General features: G+C 47.7%; 16 protein-coding genes. 6 read left to right on the forward strand and 10 right to left on the reverse strand.

Annotated features, from left to right (window positions below; genetic code table 11):
- Positions 1 to 2 precede the first annotated feature (2 nt).
- The 4 genes from C6Y40_RS07505 (at position 3) to C6Y40_RS07520 (ending at position 7,044) form a co-directional block, all read left to right on the forward strand.
- Positions 3 to 974 (forward strand): AAA family ATPase, encoded by a 972-nt coding sequence (locus tag C6Y40_RS07505; RefSeq protein WP_053980150.1) that lies wholly within the window; start codon positions 3 to 5, stop codon positions 972 to 974.
- Between the two features lie 15 nt (positions 975 to 989).
- On the forward strand, positions 990 to 3,368 hold the full coding sequence (locus C6Y40_RS07510) for a S8 family peptidase (RefSeq protein WP_105934063.1): 2,379 nt from the start codon (positions 990 to 992) through the stop codon (positions 3,366 to 3,368).
- 77 nt (positions 3,369 to 3,445) lie between these two features.
- Positions 3,446 to 5,371, forward strand: coding sequence for an ATP-dependent nuclease (locus tag C6Y40_RS07515; RefSeq protein WP_105934064.1), 1,926 nt, complete (start codon positions 3,446 to 3,448; stop codon positions 5,369 to 5,371).
- On the forward strand, positions 5,368 to 7,044 hold the full coding sequence (locus tag C6Y40_RS07520; RefSeq protein WP_105934065.1) for a UvrD-helicase domain-containing protein: 1,677 nt from the start codon (positions 5,368 to 5,370) through the stop codon (positions 7,042 to 7,044). Before C6Y40_RS07515 ends, C6Y40_RS07520 begins: the two co-directional genes overlap by 4 nt.
- Before the next feature lie 141 nt (positions 7,045 to 7,185).
- Here C6Y40_RS07520 and traN read toward each other — a convergent pair whose 3' ends face one another.
- From traN to C6Y40_RS07555, 7 genes are read right to left on the reverse strand one after another with little or no spacing between them, the layout of a single operon-like run.
- Positions 7,186 to 10,878 carry a conjugal transfer protein TraN gene (gene traN / locus C6Y40_RS07525; protein ID WP_105934066.1) on the reverse strand — a complete coding sequence of 1,231 codons (3,693 nt, stop codon included), beginning with the start codon at positions 10,876 to 10,878 and terminating at the stop codon, positions 7,186 to 7,188.
- 2 nt (positions 10,879 to 10,880) lie between these two features.
- Positions 10,881 to 11,909, reverse strand: a complete 1,029-nt coding sequence (locus C6Y40_RS07530; protein ID WP_105934067.1) for a TraU family protein — start codon at positions 11,907 to 11,909, stop codon at positions 10,881 to 10,883.
- Positions 11,893 to 13,020: a TrbC family F-type conjugative pilus assembly protein gene (locus C6Y40_RS07535; protein ID WP_445768392.1), complete on the reverse strand. Its 1,128-nt coding sequence runs from the start codon at positions 13,018 to 13,020 to the stop codon at positions 11,893 to 11,895. Before C6Y40_RS07535 ends, C6Y40_RS07530 begins: the two co-directional genes overlap by 17 nt.
- A gap of 7 nt (positions 13,021 to 13,027) precedes the next feature.
- The gene (locus C6Y40_RS07540) at positions 13,028 to 13,540 is read right to left on the reverse strand and encodes a S26 family signal peptidase (RefSeq protein WP_170308436.1); all 513 of its coding nucleotides are present in this window, start codon (positions 13,538 to 13,540) and stop codon (positions 13,028 to 13,030) included.
- Positions 13,524 to 13,871 carry a hypothetical protein gene (locus tag C6Y40_RS07545; protein WP_011788500.1) on the reverse strand — a complete coding sequence of 116 codons (348 nt, stop codon included), beginning with the start codon at positions 13,869 to 13,871 and terminating at the stop codon, positions 13,524 to 13,526. Before C6Y40_RS07545 ends, C6Y40_RS07540 begins: the two co-directional genes overlap by 17 nt.
- A complete protein-coding gene (traC, locus tag C6Y40_RS07550) occupies positions 13,864 to 16,263 on the reverse strand; it encodes a type IV secretion system protein TraC (protein WP_105934069.1) in 2,400 nt (799 codons plus the stop codon). The genes C6Y40_RS07545 and traC overlap by 8 nt, the downstream gene beginning before the upstream one ends.
- Positions 16,263 to 16,955 carry a DsbC family protein gene (locus C6Y40_RS07555; RefSeq protein ID WP_022614418.1) on the reverse strand — a complete coding sequence of 231 codons (693 nt, stop codon included), beginning with the start codon at positions 16,953 to 16,955 and terminating at the stop codon, positions 16,263 to 16,265. Before C6Y40_RS07555 ends, traC begins: the two co-directional genes overlap by 1 nt.
- A gap of 369 nt (positions 16,956 to 17,324) precedes the next feature.
- Between C6Y40_RS07555 and C6Y40_RS07560 the strand changes: the two genes are divergently transcribed.
- Positions 17,325 to 17,591 carry a type II toxin-antitoxin system TacA family antitoxin gene (locus C6Y40_RS07560; protein ID WP_000212004.1) on the forward strand — a complete coding sequence of 89 codons (267 nt, stop codon included), beginning with the start codon at positions 17,325 to 17,327 and terminating at the stop codon, positions 17,589 to 17,591.
- A complete protein-coding gene (locus tag C6Y40_RS07565) occupies positions 17,582 to 18,088 on the forward strand; it encodes a GNAT family N-acetyltransferase (RefSeq protein ID WP_045595200.1) in 507 nt (168 codons plus the stop codon). Before C6Y40_RS07560 ends, C6Y40_RS07565 begins: the two co-directional genes overlap by 10 nt.
- Positions 18,089 to 18,128: 40 nt before the next feature.
- Here C6Y40_RS07565 and traA read toward each other — a convergent pair whose 3' ends face one another.
- From traA to C6Y40_RS07580, 3 genes are all read right to left on the reverse strand, one after another.
- Entirely contained in the window at positions 18,129 to 18,515 is a 387-nt protein-coding gene (gene traA / locus C6Y40_RS07570) for a TraA family conjugative transfer protein (protein WP_004249359.1), read from the reverse strand.
- Positions 18,512 to 19,084, reverse strand: a complete 573-nt coding sequence (gene traV, locus C6Y40_RS07575; protein ID WP_001944091.1) for a type IV conjugative transfer system lipoprotein TraV — start codon at positions 19,082 to 19,084, stop codon at positions 18,512 to 18,514. The genes traA and traV overlap by 4 nt, the downstream gene beginning before the upstream one ends.
- Before the next feature lie 74 nt (positions 19,085 to 19,158).
- Positions 19,159 to 20,448, reverse strand: coding sequence for a TraB/VirB10 family protein (locus tag C6Y40_RS07580; protein ID WP_105934070.1), 1,290 nt, complete (start codon positions 20,446 to 20,448; stop codon positions 19,159 to 19,161).

Raw genomic sequence — 20,448 nt, forward strand, 5'->3', positions numbered from 1 at the left:
TAGTGGCTAACGGTAAAATACTGAGACAGTTGATTAGGGCTGGAGCCATTGGTGATTCCGAGGCCTTTCGGCTTGCTTCAGAAGCTGTTATTCAAGATGAGCGTCAAAAGCAACATCACCTTCTTGCAAATGATCTTGAGCAGATATTGTATGGTGAGCATTTAAGACCGCTTAAACAAAATGGACGTAACGCTTTGCCTACTCCTCCTGTAGATAAAGAGCGAGGACTACCACTTTTAGATGTTCGACAAGCTCAGCGACCAATAGAAGAAATGGTTTTACCTGAATCTAGTATCGCACCCATCGAGGAACTTCTTGAGGAACACCGCCGTGTCGATGTACTGAGAAGTTTTGGAATGAAGCCTTCTGGAAAAATTATTTTTCATGGTCCTCCAGGTTGCGGGAAAACCTTAGCAGCTGAGGTCATTGCTTTTGAGCTTGATTTACCTCTTGCAATTGTTCGTCTCGATGCGTTGGTATCTTCTTTTTTGGGTGAAACAGCCGCGAATCTTCGCAAAGTTTTTGATTTTGTTTCTGAACATTCTATGGTGGTTTTATTTGATGAATTTGACGCCATAGGCAAAGAACGTTCTGACTCAGGTGAACATGGTGAGTTACGCCGCGTCGTTAACGCAGTGCTTCAGATGATGGACGCTTATCAAGGGAAGAGTCTAATTTTAGCAGCTACAAACCATGAGCACATTTTAGACAGTGCTATCTGGCGACGCTTCGATGAAAAAATTGACTTCCCATTACCTGATGAGCTGCAAATACAACAAATTCTTTCACTCAAATTGCGTGGTGTACGTCGCCAATTTGAGTTAGATGATAAATCTATCCTCGGGATATTTTCTACAAAGAGTGGCGCTGATATTGAACGTATTGTTCGTAGAGCAGTAAAAAGGATGATCCTACGTAGTCAGGAATTTTTGACCGTTAAGGACTTGAAGCAAGCAGCTTCTCGAGAAAGTTAAAAAAAGGGACTAGGAATGGCTAATTATGAACATCTTAAGATTGAAAGAGAACTGCTTGAAAATGAACGTAGAACAAGAAAAATCAATATTCCAAGACATCCACGAGGTGATCTTCGTGGGCATGGTCAAAAATTATCCAGAGACTTAACTGAATCATTCAAATTCGCACAAAGTCAACAAACGTCACGCCCTGGTAATTTTGTACTGAAAATTCGTTATACAGGACTTCTCGATATTACCCATCTAAACAAACATGGTATCGAGTTTGTAAGCCAAGAAGACAATCATCTGTGTGTTGTTTTTGTTGATGAAACCGGCATGGCTGTGTTTGCAGATCACTTGCAACGTCTAGGTTTAGACGATGCGGAGTTGACGTACAAACAGATTCTCGAAGCCATAGAGGGAATCGATAACTGGACAAGTGATGACCGGAAAAGTTGGGCTCTAAGAAGGCATGGCTTACCAAGAGCAGAGAAGTTTCTCTTAGATGTAGAGCTTTGGCCTGTAGCTGTTGCTCATCACCCAGAGAGATTAAGCACTTGTGATGCATTTGAGCGTTGGCTAGCTCATAACGGAATACGGCGAACAGATAAAGTTAACCTTGATAGCTTAGTAATGTACCGTTTGGAGGTTAACTCTAGTCAGGTTAATCTACTGCTGAATCACTCTGATGTCAGACTTGTTGATCTCCCCCCCAAGAGCGGTATTCGCTATAGCCAACTAAATTGTGACATCAATAGAATTCCTGAAGGAATACAATCCCCTACTCATCAAGCTGCAAGAGTTTGCGTCCTTGATAGCGGAGTAAATACTAACCACCCCCTGTTGGCACCCGCAATTGCGGAAAGTGCAGACTTTATTGGTGATACAGACGGCATGGATTTGAATGGTCATGGCACTGCTGTTGCTGGTGTAGCTCTGTATGGTGACTTGGAAGCGTGTAACTCAACAAATTATTGGCACCCTGAACTTTGGATTTTCAATGGTAGAATTCTTGATGAGAATGCAGAATTTGACTCCAGTTCTATCGAAAAAACGCTCATTGAAGCTGTAACCTATTTTGTCGAGGAACACCAATGTCGGATTTTCAATTTGTCGTTAGGGAATTCCAATGCACCTTACGATAATCGCCATATTCGAGGAATTGCGTATGTCTTGGATAAATTGGCTAGGGACTTCAATATCTTATTTGTCGTTTCTGCTGGAAACTTCTCAGGCTCTATCGATCCAGATGTGCCAAGACATAGCTGGAGGAACGAGTATCCAGAATACCTTCTAGCTGACGAAAGTATCATCATAGATCCAGCTCCGGCACTAAACGTTCTAACAGTGGGCAGCTTGGCTCGACATAACGCGACTTTCGATGCTCAACGGTATCCTGAAATTAGTCAATTGGCTCCAGCTACAGAAAATCAACCATCGCCATTTACACGTCACGGTCCATCTATTAAAGGCGCAATTAAACCCGAACTGGTAGCTATTGGTGGAAACCTGGCTACTCCTATTAGAATAGGCAACGAACTGAAGGATGTTAAGAAAGGCATGGGGGTATTGACCTGCAATAGTCTATTCGTTGGGAACACATTGTTTAGCGAAATTAGCGGAACAAGTTTTGCGGCACCTTACATTACCCATCTTGCAGGTCGTTTATTGAATAACTATCCGAAGGCTTCTGCTAATTTGCTCAGAGCACTACTGGTTAATCATGCGAATATGCTGTCGGAGATTGAAAACAGCTTTCCTGAAGATATGAAGAAATCTTATAGGAGCGCAAATGGACGAGATGCGTTTAGAGATATAGCTGGTTATGGTGCTGTTGATGAGGGGGAGCTTTTTAGATCTTCACAAAATGCGGTTGTCTTAATGGCTGAAGATAAAATAGAAAACAACTCGCATCACTTTTTCGAACTGCCGCTTCCCGATGATTTTTTAAGGTCTCAGCGTGCTTCCAGAGAAATTAGAGTTACTCTGTCTTATTGTCCAGCGGTCAGGACAACTAGGATAGACTATGTGGCCACTAAAATGTCTTTTAGGTTAGTCAAAGATCAGTCGCTTGAGTCTGTTCAAAGGCATTTCAATCACAGTACTCAGGATGAAACTAAAACCAGAAATGATGATGCTACAAGCAATAGGGACATAAGTGCTGAATTAAGAGGTAAAGGTACGGTTCAATCTTCAACTTGGCGGATTAAACAGCCGAAGCCTTCTGAAAAGTGGTTTGTTGTAATTACTCGACAAGATAGAGATTGGGGTGAGGCGTTGAGTTTCGAACAAGAAGACTATGCCTTGGTTGTGACTGTTACTGATCGAGAGAATGAGGAAGCCCAGCTGTATAGCCAAATATCACAACGCATAGAGCTTAAGGCTAGAGAACGTGCACGGGCTCGAGTGTAGGGAATTCTTGTTCTGTAAAAATCACCCATGGAACAGGAAGATTAAATTTTTCGGGCCATATGTATTAGGATAAAAGAATGAAACTGCACAGTATTCGGGTTTCAAATTTTCAGAGTTTTGGTGCTGAACCAACAGAACTGACACTGGAAAATATTACCTATCTGATTGGCCCCAACGGGTCAGGCAAGACTGCTGCACTCCAGGCTTTGTGCCGACTGTTTGCATTTGATCCATCATTACGCCGTATTCAGCGCTCAGACTTCCATGTCCCGCACGATGAACAAGAAGCGCCCGAAGAAAGGCAGTTATGGATTGAGGCGGACTTCGTGTTCCCCGAGTTGGAGGATGAAGAAGATAACTCGACCGTTGCTCCCCATTTCAGCCACATGCGCCTTGATGACCCTGACGGAATTCCTAGGGTACGATATCGCCTAAGTGCCACTATGGGCCTAGATGGGGATATTGATGAGACTTTTGTGTATGTGCTTGAAGCTGACCCGGATGGTTCGCCTCTAAATCCTCAAACGGTTCCCAGGTCTGAACGAAATCACATACAAGTCCACTATCTGCCCGCAAGAAGAGATCCGACTGACCACATAGCATATGGAACGAACGCGCTGCTTGGCCGCTTGCTACGGGCAGTGAACTGGGAAAATGAACGGGAGGAGGTCAAAGGGTTCACCGACCAGATTAGTGAGAGTTTGGCTGCTAATCCATCGGTCAATGCTTTTAGTGCCCACCTGAAGAAAACATGGAGCACCCTTCATAAAGGCAGCTACTTTACAGATCCCAAGATTACTTTTGTGGCATCTGAGATCGAGGCGTTGCTTCGTCATTTGTCCGTATCATTCTCGCCTGGACATGATGAACATCTTGTCGATTTTTCCCGACTCAGTGACGGCCAGAAGTCGATGCTCTATCTGTCATTGGTTCTTTCATCTCAAGCAATTGGGCGTGCTGTCCTTGCCGGTGAGGACGGCTCTTTTGACCCAGAAAAATTGCGTCCGCCAGTCTTTACTTTGATTGCCCTTGAGGAACCAGAGAACAGCCTCTCGCCTCACTATCTGGGGCGGATTGTCAGCGCTCTGAACTCCATGACGAGCAACGAGGATGCTCAGGCCCTAATCGCTACGCATGCTCCGTCAATGTTACGACGTGTCGATCCGGAACATATTCGATATCTTCGACTTACCGAAACCCGGCAATCAAGAATTACGAAAATCCAATTACCCGCTAAAACCGATGAAGCGCACAAGTTTGTTCGCGAGGCTGTCCAGGCATTCCCTGAGATCTACTTCTCACGTTTGGTTGTGTTGGGTGAAGGGGATAGCGAAGAAATTGTACTATCGCGCCTTTTCCAAGCGAAAGGTGCGCCAGTTGATGAGTCAGCGGTTACGATTGCTCCGCTTGGAGGTAGGCATGTCAACCATTTTTGGCGCCTGTTATCAGCACTGCAAATCCCATTTTTGACCCTTCTCGATTTAGATGTGGGCAGATATCAAGCGGGCTGGGGAAGAATAAAGTATGTAAATAACCAACTTGGCTTATATCAACCTGAAAAAGTTCTGCCAAATACTTTTTCTTTATCAGATTGGAATGATGACAAAGTACCTGTTCGTACCCACCATTTCTTTGAAAACGGTACTAAGAGTGTATTTGCAGAGCTGGAAATGCGTGGTGTGTTTTTCTCATTTCCAATGGATTTAGATTTTTCAATGCTCCTTGCTTTCCCAGATGCTTACGGTGTTCAGCAGGAAGTTCCGGATGACTCAACGATTAAAGCCGTGTTGGGCAAGAGCCATCATGACTCATCCCAATATAGCTATGGCGAGTTAAATCTTTTCTCTACGTATCACAAGCTTTTTAAACTGGGCAGCAAGCCCGCTGCTCATATCGATGCTCTCGCTCAACTAAGCGACGAGGATTTGCTGGCGAACATGCCTGAATCATTTGGACGACTCACTGATGCCGTGATCGCCAAGCTTGCGGAACTGCCCGAGTGATTGCTGTAGATGCATGGCTGCCTTCGGATGGGCTAACGCTTGAACCCAATGCACTGCGGGCTGCGAAGGAACAAGCGCGCTGTCTTGCACTGACGGCGGGGCCGGGTGCGGGCAAGACGGAAATGCTTGCACAAAGAGCTGACTTCCTCCTACGAACCGGAACCTGCCGTTATCCGAAGAGAATACTCGCTATCTCTTTCAAAGTTGACGCCAGCAAAAACTTGAAGGAGCGAATCCAGCGACGCTGTGGACAAGAATTGGCTTCCCGTTTTGATAGCTACACATTTCATGCGTTTGCAAAGCGTATTATTGATCGTTTCCGAGTAGTGCTTACTGGTAATGATGCTCTTGATCTGGATTATTCGATTGGCGAAAGAAAAGTCACAAGAAGGCAAATTACATTTCATGATCTTGTACCGCTAGCAATTCAAATTCTTAAGGCCTCCACTGTCGCAAGAAATGCCATACGCCAAACTTACAGCGATGTTTTCTTGGATGAATTCCAGGACTGCACGGATCAGCAGTATGAACTCGTGAAGGTAGCCTTCCAAGGTACAAGCATTCGTCTCACTGCTGTCGGTGATACCAAGCAGAAAATCATGGGGTGGGCAGGTGCTTTGGACGGAATTTTCCAAACGTTCGCTAGGGATTTTTCAGCGGTCCCATTAAACATGTACCGAAACTTTCGTTCAAAACCACGCCTGCTTCGGATGCAGAACGAGATAATTCGCGTGCTCGATCCGGCTTCCGTCATGCCTGATCACCAACTTGCTGGTGAAGAGGGAGAGGTCTTCGCGTGGCAATTCGAGAATGCCCAGGGAGAAGCTGAGTACTTGGCCGATTTGATTGCCGGATGGATAAGAAATGAACAAGTTCCGTTATCCGAAATCGCCGTATTAGTGTCCAAACAACTAGATCTTTACGCCAATCACCTGATGGTGGCATTGGAAGTTAGGGGAATACCGTACCGGAATGAGCAGGAGATGCAGGATATTACTGTCGAACCTGCCGCAAGGCTCGTTGTTGACTATTTGTCCTGTCTCTATGGCCAGCGAGAGCCCAAAGCTTGGATTCGGCTGATGAATCAATTAATTCCCTTTGCCGATGATGAGGTGCAGTCTAGCGTCAGGCAAAATTTCCAAAGCTTCTTCAAGGAACAGCGAAAAATCATAGCCATGGCCGAGTTGTTGGATGAACCGTTTTCAGGATGGTGGGATTCTGTGTGTGGATTTTTGAAGGAAATAGGAATGGAGACTCTTGTTGCTCTCTCGCCTGACTATGAGTCACATGCCAGATTAGGTGAAGTTGTGGGAGATACCAAAGCACGCATTGAAGAATTGCTTGAACTTACCCCCGATTTGCCTCAAGCCTTGACTCGTTTCTCTGATGATCAGGCTGTGCGTATTCTGACTATCCATAAGAGCAAAGGATTGGAGTTCGACTCAACGATAATTATGGCAGTTGAGAACGAAATATTCTTTGGGGATCAAGATGCTAATCGGTGTGCTTTCTTTGTTGGTGTATCCCGTGCCAAACGTCGGCTTGTTCTTACATACGCCAAACAACGCGACAGGCCTCTTAACTATGCAAAAAGATGGGATGTAATTCGAACTCCACAACAGGAATACCTTCAATATGCAGCAAAGTTTATTACCGATTTAACGCACATATAAAAAGTCATTAGCTAAACTGCTCAGTTCAAAACTTGCAAAGCCATAAATCGTCCTCAAAAACGTTCCCTTTACTACATATAATGCAACATCTAGCGCGATGTCAGCTCCAAAATATACTGGAGCTGACAAAGATTTTTTCTTCTAGTTATTCCCCGAAATTTCTTCCGTCGCCTCTTGGCGTAATTTCTGGGCATCCATTCCGTTTAGCCGTTCAATGGCTCTTTCTGCGGCACCCTGACGGTTTCCATCCACGTTTAGCGTACTTCCTGAGCCTGTGAGTCTTTCCATATCCAGTGACGGTACTTCGGGTAGGTTGCCTGTTATTGACAAGATACCTATCCATTCATCCAGATTGACTTGGCTCCAATCTACCTGGTTTAACTGACTCGCGGTCAAACCTTCGCAGTTTGGTGACTTTGCACTGCCCCAGCCAAGGCCCAATTGCGGACGAACTTGTTCTTGAATGATCCGTGAAAGCGGCGAAGTAAAGCAGCAATATGACTGCCGTTTCTCAACACAGGCACCTAAGAACTTAGACTTGCAGTAAGAGCCTACATAATGGCAACTCTTCAATACCCGCTTAGCGTTCATCTCAAACTCACTCTGCTCACATTTCCAGATAAGCTGAATGAGGATCATAGTGACTGAATAAATCATGTAGGCCGTCATAACCGTACTCAGAACCGCGCCCGCAGCGCCCCCCAGGGCAAAGTTACCACCCGAAACGACACCATCGGCTCCAACCGCACCACCAACGTTACTAAACAGTGCCGATTGCGCCCCCGAACCAAACGTAGAGCCTACCCACTCAGCCGTTTTGTTGGTCAACACCTGCATAAAGCCAGTCGCAGCTTGCTCCGCTCCCGCGCCAGCAGCCGTTGATGGCCCAGCCCCCATGAGAGAGTCCCATGCAGACACAAAAGGCTCTTTAACCGCACTCCAGGTACTGGTGATTGGTTCCCTGAGCGTATTCCACGAACCATAGATTGCCGAAGACGGATTCATGGCCATGACTGCCGTATCAAGCTTGTTAACCGCCACTATCATCGTGATGTAATCCGATAACGACACGCCACTTGGCTTTTCACAGCAATCCACTATGCCACCAACGGCTTTTTTGCACTGGCCAGCATTACCTTTAAAGACCGTACACTCGACGTTATCTTGGCCATCAGCTCCCGTACATGACATATCATTGGTCATAAACTGCGCCGCATTAAGCATCGCTGCGGCTTCTGCAAAGTTAGCCTGCTTGATTGACTCTGGCTCTAAACAATCTGTGCCCATACAGCGAACTGGCCCCTCACAGTTGTATTGAGTTTCCATTCGTGCATTTTGCACTTCAACGCTTTGTCCGCAGTCATACACCAAACTTTGGATATAGCAGAAGCCTTCATGACCAGCCCCGCCTTCAGTGCATTCGGTTCTGACGTACTGGCAGGCCAGGTTTTGCTCCAGCGCGGCACACGTATTGGTGGTCGTGTTTTGTCCGTTATTAACGATGGTTTGTGTATTACCATTGGCATCTACCCAGCTGTCTGAGCTGCCCATGTTGAACTCTGGATGAGCAGTCGAAGCATTGTAGGTTGCTCTTGCCCTCCAGCATGAGAGTCCCAGTCCATCAGAGCTGCCGCGACTGGTTAAATGAACAGGAGACGAAACAACCGCTGGATAAAGGCTCCCAAGATTGGCCAACTCGCCACTACCAACCGTTAACCCGTCGATTCGTTTTGTGCCCGTATCCAAACACTGCCACTGCACGGCAGTAAACTGATCCGTTTGCATCAAGCATTGGTCTATGCCCGGATCACTTGATTGATGAACAACGTCCTGTTCTAAGTACTTGCCAGAGAAGGTCAATGAAGCGCTCAGTTTCGCAGGAGCCAAACACTTCTGAACTTCTCGGCTGCAAGTATCGAAATCGACTTTGTTCCAGCCGGATTCACATCTGGAACGAGTAACTTCCTGAGGTTCATGCCACGAAATAATCGACCCATTGGCGACTTTACACAATGAACCAACCAAGGTTCCTTTTGGACACGTCATTTCAGGGTATTTAATGGACGGTTTCGTCTCAGTCACCGTTTCCTTATTGCCCGTCAGTGAGAGTGTCGTTTTCCAACCATTTGCCTTGGATGGCGACTCGGTAATTTTTATCTCAGTATTTTGATTATCAAAAATTCTCAGTATCGCGTTCCCAGTTTGCATAGTACTGCTGTGCTGTGGAACAAAGCTGAGCGTTTCAGAGCTAAAGCAACCACGCTCAATAGACCAGCTTTGTTGATGAGTTTCAGCGGATACACGTCGTTCTAACTGACACTCAGTAAGCGTGCTGATCTTCTCGCACACCTGGTAATCCGGTACATGCTTGGTTTCAGTAAATGGCGTAATCGTCTGAGTAGGCTCACAGGCCTCAAAACTACTTGGCATAAGGTTAGATACCACACACTTTGGATCGCTGGTTTGCAATCCACAGTCATAGGTATCGGTAAAACGAATGCATTCACCTTTATCATTGGTCTCGGCACATTCTGACGACATGAAGCCACAGGAAGGATTATCTTCAAGCACTTGGCAGGCCTGATTTTCAATCCCCTTATAGCTTTCATCATCCACACTGACTTGTACACGCCGACACAAAGGCGATATGCCAGCCACTGGGCTTGGGGCAAAATAGGATTCACAAACTGAAACACCATTGACCACCGTACATCCGTTGGTTGATGACGGCTGATCCGTACATTGAATGCTGTAGTCTGAAAACTTAGCCGGGATATCCGCTGCTTGTTCGATACAGGACTGTGGTGACCAACTATCATTCATCACCACCTTGGTTGGATCAAAGCGCACCTTGATGCGTGCATACCCCTCACCACTACCCGTTACCGATACGCGAATTTTGACTGGCACTTCTAAACCGGGCTCTACCGCTTTTAACTTGGCGGTGAGGTCAGTATTAGGATTGCGCTCCCAACTGGTACTGAGCTCGCAGCGGCCAGCCGTTTCTGGTGGAAAGTTATTGTTCGGCCCAGACCAGACTTTCTGATCGCCAAGCCAAACTTGCATGTAGTCATCCCATTTGGCGTACTCAAGAACGGCTGAAGTAATCGCATCGGGGTTCACGACTTTTAGTGTGATGGCCTGTTCAAACACTTTACAACGGCCACTCCAGTAGTTGTCGCCAATACGTCCTATCCAAACTTCAAGACACCCTTCACCACAAGAGCGAAGGTTCATCGGCCCTGAAACATGCTCAATGATGCCTGCCGTGTAATCGTGAGTAATAGTGCAGCTGTTAACCGCTGTATTGAGCCTGTCACATTGCTGGTAATTTGGGCTGCCTTCACCTTGAGACTCACAGCCTGGGAAGCTTTGCGTTAATAGATTGGGGTCAGTTTGAACCGCATCAGTTAATGCCCAAAGCGGATCATTGACCATATCTGGCCGAGACCGGTCTTTGATTTGCTGTAGCGAACGAAATGCTTCACCCATAGCGCCACTTTCAGATGCCATGCTCTCTTGGCGCTGTGTCCCCAATTGATTCATACTGGCATCAGAGCCATAAACGCCCGTTAAGACATCCAATGAGCCCTGATCCATACCAGGGAAAAGCTCTTGCAAGTTAATGGACTCATGACCACTGCCATTCGGCACCGACAACGTATTGCCGTTAAGTGCGGGCATCGTCCAGTTTTGCAGTAATTGCTTACCTTCTTGTTGTCCGCTTAGGCCGGATTGGCGCTGCACATCAGCGGCCACACCATGTAAGGGCAAGCACGCCATAGTGATTGATAAAATACCCGCTAAAACTCGGGTAAAAAGCGTTGGTTTCATGGTTAACCTCCCGAGTTACAGCAGTCTTGCCAGCGCCACAAAATGTAGAGCGCATCTTCACCGGCACCGGGGATCATTCTCCACTCTCCCCATTTCATGGTGCTTTCACCGATGACATGCGCACTTTCAGTTTCCGGTACAGGGAAGAACATACTCATCTTGTATTGGGATTTCGGCAGCATGGGTTCGATAACAGGTCGGCATAGCGCACTGTTCCCCATTGTTCGCCTAGCAAGACCACGCCTGTGTTGAGCCGCGATTGCACGCGCCGCTAAATGGCTGGTGTTTTCTGCTAATGAGCCAAAGGCTAAGGTGTGGCCAGATAACGGGTAGAGATGGCCCCAACTGCCAGCACACCAAAACAACTGGTCGATGGGTTTACCAAGCGTTGATGAAGCAGCGTCAGCGGTACAAGCAGATATAGCCAATGGATTGGCAACGGCAGCCGCTTCAGGCTGAGTAAAAAAGGCCAGTTCATCGTTCAGCCATGTTGGGTCCAATTCCGACAAATACATCAAGTCAAAGTCCATGTAACCATCGGCATTGCAATTGCCATCCATGAATAAATCGAGCATGACCAACAGCGGAAAGGCGTAATAATGGTAATGGTAGAAAGCGAGATCACCGGTATCGTATTCACCCTCGCCATGACCACCTTGCAATCGCCTATCACCTAACGGTAAACGAATCCCTCCCAGGGAAGGCGAGCAACCCGGCGTTCTGACCAGTTCAATCAGACGCGCTGGCTCCCACATGCTGGTAACAATACCTGGCCTTGGCACGCCTAAGTTGTCTTCACATAAGCAAAATGACTTGTTTGATGCGCCGCTTGGGACACTGCCAGAGCCAAGTGGAAGACCTGCAACCCGGATAGGAAAAATGCATGACCAGCAAACATCCGTCAGCAACTTACCCGACAATAAACCCGCGTCTGGGCAGGTCAGTTCGGCTTTAGCAGGAATAGATGCGCCCAGGACAAACATGACAACGAGAGTCCGCAACAGACGATACGTATTATTGAGCTTTTTCATGAACAAGCTCCTTTGCTGGAGTTTCTTCTATTTCAAACGCGAGTCCCTTTGCTTGAACAAACGATGGGGTGACTTGCAAATCAAAGCGCTGCTTTAGCGAGGCATTGAGAAGGTAAACCGGGCTATCCAATGTCTTTTCGAGCGCATTGAGGCTATTCCAACCTTGAGTACGGTCGAGCTGCGTGGTGATAAGCGTAATGCGGCGCAGTGTCCTATCTTGCGTCTCAAGCCAATGCGCTACTGCGTCCACTTCATCAGCGTTCGACGCATTAAACACCACAAGCTGCTGAGTAAATGGCAAGGCTTTGAGCGGGTTAATACGCGTTCCTGCTGGGATCAATGTTCGGCCATTGGCATCCAATAGTGGCCGCTGCATGACGATGGTTGGATCAACCGTTCTTATCCGATACTGCGTGGCTTTGGGTAAGTCAGTGAATGTTTGGCGAGACCAGAAACGCTCAATGGCTTTTTTCTTTAATGCGCCCAGGTCAATCGACTGTAATCGCTGCATCGCCACTTGCATCAAATCCGGTTCTAAAATCGAATGAATCGGACCGCGTTGACCCAATGAACCGGTATTGCCGGTTTCAATTTGACGCTGCAACCAGTCCTTGCTGTAAACCCCTAGTGCACTTGCAGTCACCTTGTCATCTTCTATGCGGAAAATGGCAGGCACGCTAGTCACCCGCCAGTGCACAAAGGCTTTCGGATCGATTCGAACCTGAGGAACAGGATCAAGTCCCGCCATCAGGGTATGCCAATCACGGATAGCCGCCCCCAAGGTCTTTCCTTCAGGAATTCCCCGAAACAACACAATAGCACCGGTAACACTGGCCTCTTTAAATAGTTGCTTCAGTGACGAATCCCCCAATGAGGACGACGCAAATATCAACCATTCATCGTTGTGTTTGAGCGACACAGGTTGTTCAACCGGTGCAAAAGGCTCGATAAATTCAGATGAACCATCCACAGCACTTTGTAAAATGCTGCGGCTCATTTCGACGATATTTTTGTCCTCGTCAGACAACGGATAAGGCTCTTGTGCCCAGGACACTTGAACCCAAGCCAATGGAGCAACCAACAAAAATAAGAGGTATAGTCTTCTCATCATCCACCTCCTACCAAAGCGGCCAAGCGCGACCGACAATCTGCTCGCGCTTAACGGCATTCCAATAGCGGGAGTCGAAACTCGTTGCTGCCTCGCCGGAAAACCAATATTCGTTTTCTTGCAGCGTCAATGAACGGCTAAATTCTGTTTCAGCCACACCAAGACGCTGGGCTAATGCCATGCCGGTAGAGACTTGAGCACCATTCACCAGCACATGCTCAGGAGTCACATTGACTTCATCCCCAGGCATCCCTGTTAGGCGTTTCAGCATCCGAGTACCGTCGTTATATAACGGAGCAAGTCCTTTTGAGTGGAAGGCATACAAACCATCCTTAACGGGCTCTTTATTCCATAGGTCAATCAGATACACCGTGGTATCAGGCAGGCAGCGCTCTTGCTGGGTATCAATACCTATTCGGTAGCGCATCATGGCGTAGGTGCCTACCAAGGCCATGATTAACGCAAGAACGGTCAACCGAATGAAATATGGCCGCCAAGGCATTCTTTTACGGAGTATCTGCATGAGACACCTCCTTTGAGCCTACTGGCACAAATATGGAATCATCAGCACCCACCACCGCTTGGGCATCCAGCACGATAAAACCGGCTGCTTTTAACTTTTCAATTTGCTGATTGGTCTGAAGCAACCTGGATTCGATGTCTTGTTCGCTGGCATTGGGGCCCAGTGACAACACCGCCTCCCCAAAATCTACGACTGCAATGGGCGTACTTAACGCCAACTGGCTGTGGATGGGTTCGAGTGTTTTCATTAAAAGCCAGCTGGTCATTAAACCGCTACCAGCAATAGACAAAGTAATAGAGGCCATAAATGGCCAAAGCGTGGACTTATTCATAGCCTCGCTCCTTCAACAACTGAGAGATGGCATCAGCAACAGAAAGGCCTTTGCGCGTTAACTGCTTAATCGCGTTTACATCTTCTGCACGGGACGAGTACAACAGCTTGTGAAACGGATCGACGATGAGGCGGCCAATCCCGGTGCCCATCTCGGTAATAAAGAAAATTTCGGAATAGACACCCGTGACGGTATGAACCGTTTTCAGGTATTCATAACCGCCTTCACCTAGTGGCAAGCGGCCTTCTTTTTTGAGCGCGTTGATGGTTTCAGCTTTTTGGCCAAGCAGGTACATATTGGCCGAGTTTTCAGCGATGGCTTTACCTGTAGGGCTGTCATACAAATCGTTGACCGACTGCGTTACCGTTACAGCACTGCCGCCATATTTTCGAAATCGACGGTAACCCGTCTCGATAAACTTACCGACATCACCTTGAGTCAGCAGATCCCAGGCTTCGTCAATGAACACAATCTTGCGACGATCCCGCTCACCTAAGTACATCTCTTGTTGGATTTGGTAGATAAGCTGAAGCAACACCACTTGTTGTAGGTGCTTGCGCCCCTTGAGCTCTTCTAACTCCAGAACAGTGAAACGGTTTTTGAAACGAATATTGTTGTGACCATTAAAGAAACGGCCATATTCGCCCTGTGTCGTAAACGGATAGAGCTGCTCACCCACGTCTTGCACACGACGGTCTTCATGATTTTTTAAGGCCTCAGCCACATCATCAACCAACATGGCACGACCTTTTTTCTCCCACAGTTCACGGGTCTGACGCTTTAGGTTGGCCATCTGAAAATCAGTTAATGACTGCGTAGGTGCGGCCATTGCGGCCAATAGCCCAACCAGCACATCCGCTTCTTCGTCATAGTCCTCAACGATTTCAAACGGATTCAAGCAAATGCCACTGTCTCGCCCGAACTGTAAGAACTCACCGTCATAGACTTCACACAGCTTTTCATAAGAGCGGCCAACATCAATCACCCAGCATTGCCCGCCTTCTGATAAGTAGGAAGAGATGATTTCGTTCACCAGGAATGACTTACCCGATCCCGATTGCGCCGCGATGCAACAATTGTAATTACTGCCCGAGTCATAAAGGGACACACTCATGATCTGGCCATTACGGGAAACAAAGTTAATCACCGGCGTGCCAGTGCCTTTCCAATCCGCAAACAAAGGCAACAGAGGGATCACATGCCGTGTCGCCATGGTCTTGAATCGAAACAAGTCGTTCATCGCTTGGCGGTCAGCACCAAATGGCAAGGCATTCAGGAAAATGGGCAAACAGAAGTACTTGTCTTCCATCAGCTCAAATCCGAGTTCTTTGAAATAAGTTCGAGCATTTGAAACAGAGCTGATGGACGCTTCTTCCGTTGGTGAAAACAGCGTCAAAGTCATATTGGCCCGAATAGGACGATCACCTTCTTGCAAAGCTTCAAAAAGAACATCAAATCCCTTTTTCTTGGCTGCAAGCACCGGCACAAACTTGAGCATCGGGCCATAGGCCTGATTGACCGCCCATTGACGCTTCGTCTCTAGACGAGATCTCATCGCCTCGGCTGAGGGAAAGTGAATGGTGACATTCAGCAAAAAGCTTCCGCGTAAACCGCGACTACCCGTCATCATATCGCCCGCAAAACTTGCGGCATGACCAAACCAGATCCGCTCAGGCAAGCGCTTAAATGATAAGGTTTTAACTCGGTAATCGCCCAGCATCAGACCTTGGCTATCCACCTTGATAGCTCGGTCATAATCCAACACTTGCTCTCGAAGTGGTTTATCAGCCTCACTGCGGATTGGTGATGGATTACGCCAGGAAGCACCTTTTCCCCAGTTAAGCTGCGCACTTAATGCTGCGAGCCAGTTTCGGTCAGTCATTTCAGTGACGCGAAAACCAACCGTTGCCAGCGCTTGCGAGAAAGAAGCCCTAAGCGCGGATGCTCGACTCAACTCACGCTCCGTCGGTATAGGACTTTCCAAAGGCAATTTGCAAGTGACGATCAGTTGAAAGTTGCGTACCTGAGTCTGGGTTGATTCTTCTATCGGTTGAACCGTGCCCCCATCGAGGAAGTCCGCACGTTTGCGTATCGACGCCCTGAGCAATGGATCGGATTGACGATGCCGTAAGCCCATCATGCGCTGAAGGTCGGTTTGAATATCAGGCGAGGCGTACAGGCCAAATTGCAGCAAAGTGTCTTTTGGCCAGTCGTTGTTGAGTAGAACATTAACCCTGTCTGCAACAGACTCATCACCACCGGGCAAGGGGTCACATAGAAAACCAAAGCCAACACTTTGGTCTTCCATGAAAAACAGTTGCTCATCGTCGGAATAGGCCAATACAGGCAATAGCTCTGAAGCGCGTTGCCCTGAATACAGAGAGGCTTTCATTAACGCCCCTCCAACCAAGCAGAAAGATCATAAGGACGGCCTCGGCTGATGCGACCATCATTGGCGACAATGAAAGGCACACCTTGAATGCCCAGGATTTGAGCCGTCACCAAAGTACGCTGCATTGGTTCTAAGTTGCAGGCATCATCCTGTTCTAGGTTACCAATCCGGCCATTGAGCAATGCATCGGTGGCCGATTTTTTGTCACGCGCACAGCCAAGCTGGCGAACCTGACGCTCTGAATCAGGACCAAGCACTGGCACAGGGAGAATTTGGAAGGTGTATTCTTTGGTTAACGGTAAGGCTTGTTTCAAAAGCTCATGGCAGTGCGGGCATCGTGGATCAACAAAGACCACCACTTTCTTTTTGCCTTCGCCCAGCGTCAGTGGGTTCAAATCATCCATTTTTAAGCCAAGACGACTTAAGTCCAGCGTGTTTCCCGCTTCTCGAATTTCTTCAAGGCTGGTAAGCGGCTTTTTGGACCAGGCATCATAGAGCGTGCCATCAATGACGAACCGGCCACTGTCTGACATGAAAACAATACGGCCATTGCTTTCGACCGCTTTCATACCCGTGACCGGCAAAGAAACCATGCCGTCAATTTTGCCAACGGGCGACACTTCAGACACAGGTTCAGCTTGAACCAATGGAGACAGCGCAAGCGCCAGAATGATTGGAGATAGTTTTCGCATGAGGAGTCCTCGTTAATGTAAATCGAGGCTCCAGTCTATGCAGTTGTCCTATGTGGACTCGGTTAGATAGATTGAAGAATTGGATGCCTTGCTAGGGTGCCACTTGTTGTGACGCATTATTGGTAACGGTATAGCTATCATTCTGAAAGTTGACAGGTTCCTCCCTGCTAGACTTCTGGTTTACTTAAGTCTATTTTTTCATACTCTAGGTGTTAAATTTTACAATGGTTTAAACCAAAAAGAGTTACGTACCGTCGAAATACAACTAACCAACTCTCAAAGTTCCAAGAACAGCACCGCGTGTATCTATTGACTACACGCTAGAACCGTTTAAACTGTGTATTAAGTAGATATACAGAGGATGGTGTCATGGCTACAAAGACAGCCCCAATCAACATGCGAGTACTGCCATCGGTAAGAGACATCATCGATGCCGCAGCAAGTTTAAAAAAAGTTGATAGAACCGTGTTCATTCAGCAAGCAGCGCTCAATGAAGCGCATAGTATACTGGCAGAACAGCGGGATTTTGTTCTAGAAGCAAAGGCTTTTGAAGCGTTTGATAACGAACTTCGTGCAGAGCCACAGACTCTCGAAGGTATGAAAGATCTGTTTAAAAGGAAAGCGCCTTGGGAATAAGCGCACCAACCCTACTCACTGCTGATCACGAGATTAACGCCTTTCAATGTGGCATCGAAGAACTCGATACTTGGTTAAGAAAGCAGGCGTTAAAGAGTCAAAAGCGGGGAACCGCGAGAGTGTATGTGGTCAATGACACTGAAGTCCATCAAGTGATTGGGTACTATGCCATTGCCATGGGATCAGTTTCCAGAGAGCAAGCTTTCAGTTCATTAAGAAGAAATAGTCCAGATCCCATTCCCATGGTGATTCTAGCCAGGCTTGGAGTAGATAACGCCTATCAAGGTCAAGGCATTGCGGCAGGTCTTTTAAAAGATTGTATCATTCGCTCAGTACAAGCAATGAACGCTGTTGGTGGAGCAGGAATCCTAGTCCATGCTATTGATGGTAGTGCGCAAACGTTCTACAAGAAATTTGGCTTCAAAGAATCGACGTTTGATCCTTTAGTACTCATGGCAAGGATCTGCGATATCGAAAAATCATTGTCGATAGACTGAGATGACGGCTCCCCTTGCACAAGAGAAGCCGTCTATATTATCAGGTGCCCAGTAAAACGGCGCTGATTGCTGGAACGGTTGTGCCAATGACTTCTTGAGTGCTAGCAACAACAGGTAAGGTTGCAGACATAACACTTTCAACGACGGTTGGCGTATTGTAGAGACCCATACCGCCACCAATGCCCAAGGCAAAAGCCATCAAGCTTTGGCGAGCGATACCGCCCACAATACCCACCAGAACCATGGCTCCCGCTACGATCCGTCCCAAAGTACCTTGGGTCCAGTCTTTTAGGGTATCCCACACATCGGTGAAAGCATCACCACCGGTGCCCGCAAATGAGGGCTCCGAAATCATTAACGCCATCAAACCAAGCGCACCAATGGTCATTAGGCGCTGAGTTTGAATGCTGCGAACTGCATTTGTCATTCGTTAGTTTCTCCGTAGATACTCAAGTTATCGCGCTTACCATCAGCTCCCGCTGAGGCTGAATCGCTTTGAGTCTGAAGTGGACGTAGCACTGGCGAAACAGTTCGAGGTGCTGACACCCCAATATCCCACCGGCGCGGTTCAATTTCGGTAAACACGTAGCTGGATAAATTCAGATCTCCACGGTCATCCTCCCAAGGCGCAATCCAAATCCGCATCACCCTTGAAGGAATGCGAATAGGTGCAGATTGCTGCGTCTCAGGTAATGCAGGATGGCTCAGCAGCCCTGTCTCTAAATCAGATTGTGAATACCCAGAGGGAGAACCAATTCGAGTCGCCACAGCATCAATCGTCTTGGGTGCAGCCCCATTACTGGTAAGCTCATAGACTTCACGAGCGGATAAACAGCGCACACCGTCAGGCATACCTGGGCATCCATATTCACTACTCCCAAGACCCAATGAACTACAGCCAGACAATAAGGTTGAGCCGACTGCCAATAAAAGTAATCCAGCTTTAGACCACTGTTTTGACTGGTGCTTTGGGTTGTTCTGCATTGATGTCGTCATGGTTAACTCTCCTCTGGATACACATCTTATTGTCTGAAACGGACTTCGATCGGTTAGCAACATGCAGGATTTTTTCATCTTCTTGCACCTCCCCCTTGCGAAGCGGCCAATGACAACGAGGCCCCACGAGTGACTATGACTTCAATTTTCCTTGCAGCGTCTACCTCTATGACTGGGAACATATTTTCAGCCATGTCCAAATAGAACTTGGCCACTCGATCCAATGCTTTACCAGTGCCTTTAATCGCAGCGCCTTGTAATGCTTCTTGGCTCATGACTTGCTGGTACAGCTGAGTATCACCGGCATTACCCGTCTGAATCGTCGGAACAGGATTTACATCAAATGCGCCAGCCAACCCCTGAAGGAACCCGGCCATCATCGATTTAGCCACCAGTTGGCCTTGTTTCGACACTAATCGGCCACGAATACCGGCTTTGCCGTCTTCACCCACGGCATAAGAATCCAGTCGCGTTTCAATGACGCCACCATCTTCCCTCACACATGAAATGGTCTCGCCTCGCAAATAAGCACGCTCAGAGCTCAAATCACCGTAACCTGCGGCGATCAAGAAACACTCTTTGATATCCGCTCTAAATCGGTTGGGTAAAATGGCTTCCTTTTGAATCCTCAGCAATGCAGGAAAAGGTTCGCGTCTTGCGGACTCGTGAGTAGGGGCATCCAAACCTGTGATCAAAGTACCTGAGATGATGCTGCCCGCCGGTAGATACAAAGGCGGCGCTTCTTGCACAACAACCTCTGGTTCAGCAACCACTTCAGGCTCAATCATACGAATCGTGATTGGCGGCAATGGAACATCTCGTGCTCGTGTACCTTGGCCATTGGCTGGCTGCTGATAGAGCGGATCAGGCAGCGGCGCATTGGCAAAATAGTCGTCTGGGTTAGACGGTAGAGGCTTTTCGTCTTTAGGTAATTCCATGGCAGATAAAGGCACTTCAAAACGGCTATTTGTGCCTTCAACTGCTGCATCACCTCCTGCGCGAACATCATCAAGTTCCGCTCTAAGGCGGGCCAGCTCCGCATTGACCTCACTTGGTATAGAAGGCGAACCTGGGCTTAGCCGTCCTGAATCGACGTCACGACGCAAGCGCTCAACTTCACGACGTAACTGTTCATTGCGCTCACTGAGTAGTTTTACGTTCGCAGCCAAACTATCGACCCCAACATCACGAGTATTGGTATCCGTAAGAATGTGCCGGATCGTTTCCTGCCGGTTCCGACTGCTTGAGCCATCGTCAGGATTAGGTGAAAACACCATCACCATAAGGATGAGACCACCAGCAATACCAGCAACCGATAGACCCCGCTTCATGTTCGGGCTCATTTGTTCCCATTGTGCTTTCAT

This window comes from Marisediminitalea alba, from assembly GCF_002993365.1.
GTDB classification, from domain to species: domain Bacteria; phylum Pseudomonadota; class Gammaproteobacteria; order Enterobacterales; family Alteromonadaceae; genus Alteromonas; species Alteromonas alba.

Excerpts from the sequence above, each read along its gene's own strand:
- traA (WP_004249359.1), bottom strand. The coding sequence starts at position 18,515 with ATGACAAATGCAGTTCGCAGCATTCAAACTCAGCGCCTAATGACCATT.
- C6Y40_RS07510 (WP_105934063.1), top strand. The coding sequence starts at position 990 with ATGGCTAATTATGAACATCTTAAGATTGAAAGAGAACTGCTTGAAAAT.
- C6Y40_RS07540 (WP_170308436.1), bottom strand. The coding sequence starts at position 13,540 with ATGCAGATACTCCGTAAAAGAATGCCTTGGCGGCCATATTTCATTCGG.
- C6Y40_RS07515 (WP_105934064.1), top strand. The coding sequence starts at position 3,446 with ATGAAACTGCACAGTATTCGGGTTTCAAATTTTCAGAGTTTTGGTGCT.
- C6Y40_RS07580 (WP_105934070.1), bottom strand. The coding sequence starts at position 20,448 with ATGAAAGCACAATGGGAACAAATGAGCCCGAACATGAAGCGGGGTCTA.
- C6Y40_RS07535 (WP_445768392.1), bottom strand. The coding sequence starts at position 13,020 with ATGATGAGAAGACTATACCTCTTATTTTTGTTGGTTGCTCCATTGGCT.
- traN (WP_105934066.1), bottom strand. The coding sequence starts at position 10,878 with ATGAAACCAACGCTTTTTACCCGAGTTTTAGCGGGTATTTTATCAATC.
- C6Y40_RS07545 (WP_011788500.1), bottom strand. The coding sequence starts at position 13,871 with ATGAATAAGTCCACGCTTTGGCCATTTATGGCCTCTATTACTTTGTCT.
- traV (WP_001944091.1), bottom strand. The coding sequence starts at position 19,084 with ATGACGACATCAATGCAGAACAACCCAAAGCACCAGTCAAAACAGTGG.
- C6Y40_RS07530 (WP_105934067.1), bottom strand. The coding sequence starts at position 11,909 with ATGAAAAAGCTCAATAATACGTATCGTCTGTTGCGGACTCTCGTTGTC.
- C6Y40_RS07555 (WP_022614418.1), bottom strand. The coding sequence starts at position 16,955 with ATGCGAAAACTATCTCCAATCATTCTGGCGCTTGCGCTGTCTCCATTG.
- traC (WP_105934069.1), bottom strand. The coding sequence starts at position 16,263 with ATGAAAGCCTCTCTGTATTCAGGGCAACGCGCTTCAGAGCTATTGCCT.
- C6Y40_RS07560 (WP_000212004.1), top strand. The coding sequence starts at position 17,325 with ATGGCTACAAAGACAGCCCCAATCAACATGCGAGTACTGCCATCGGTA.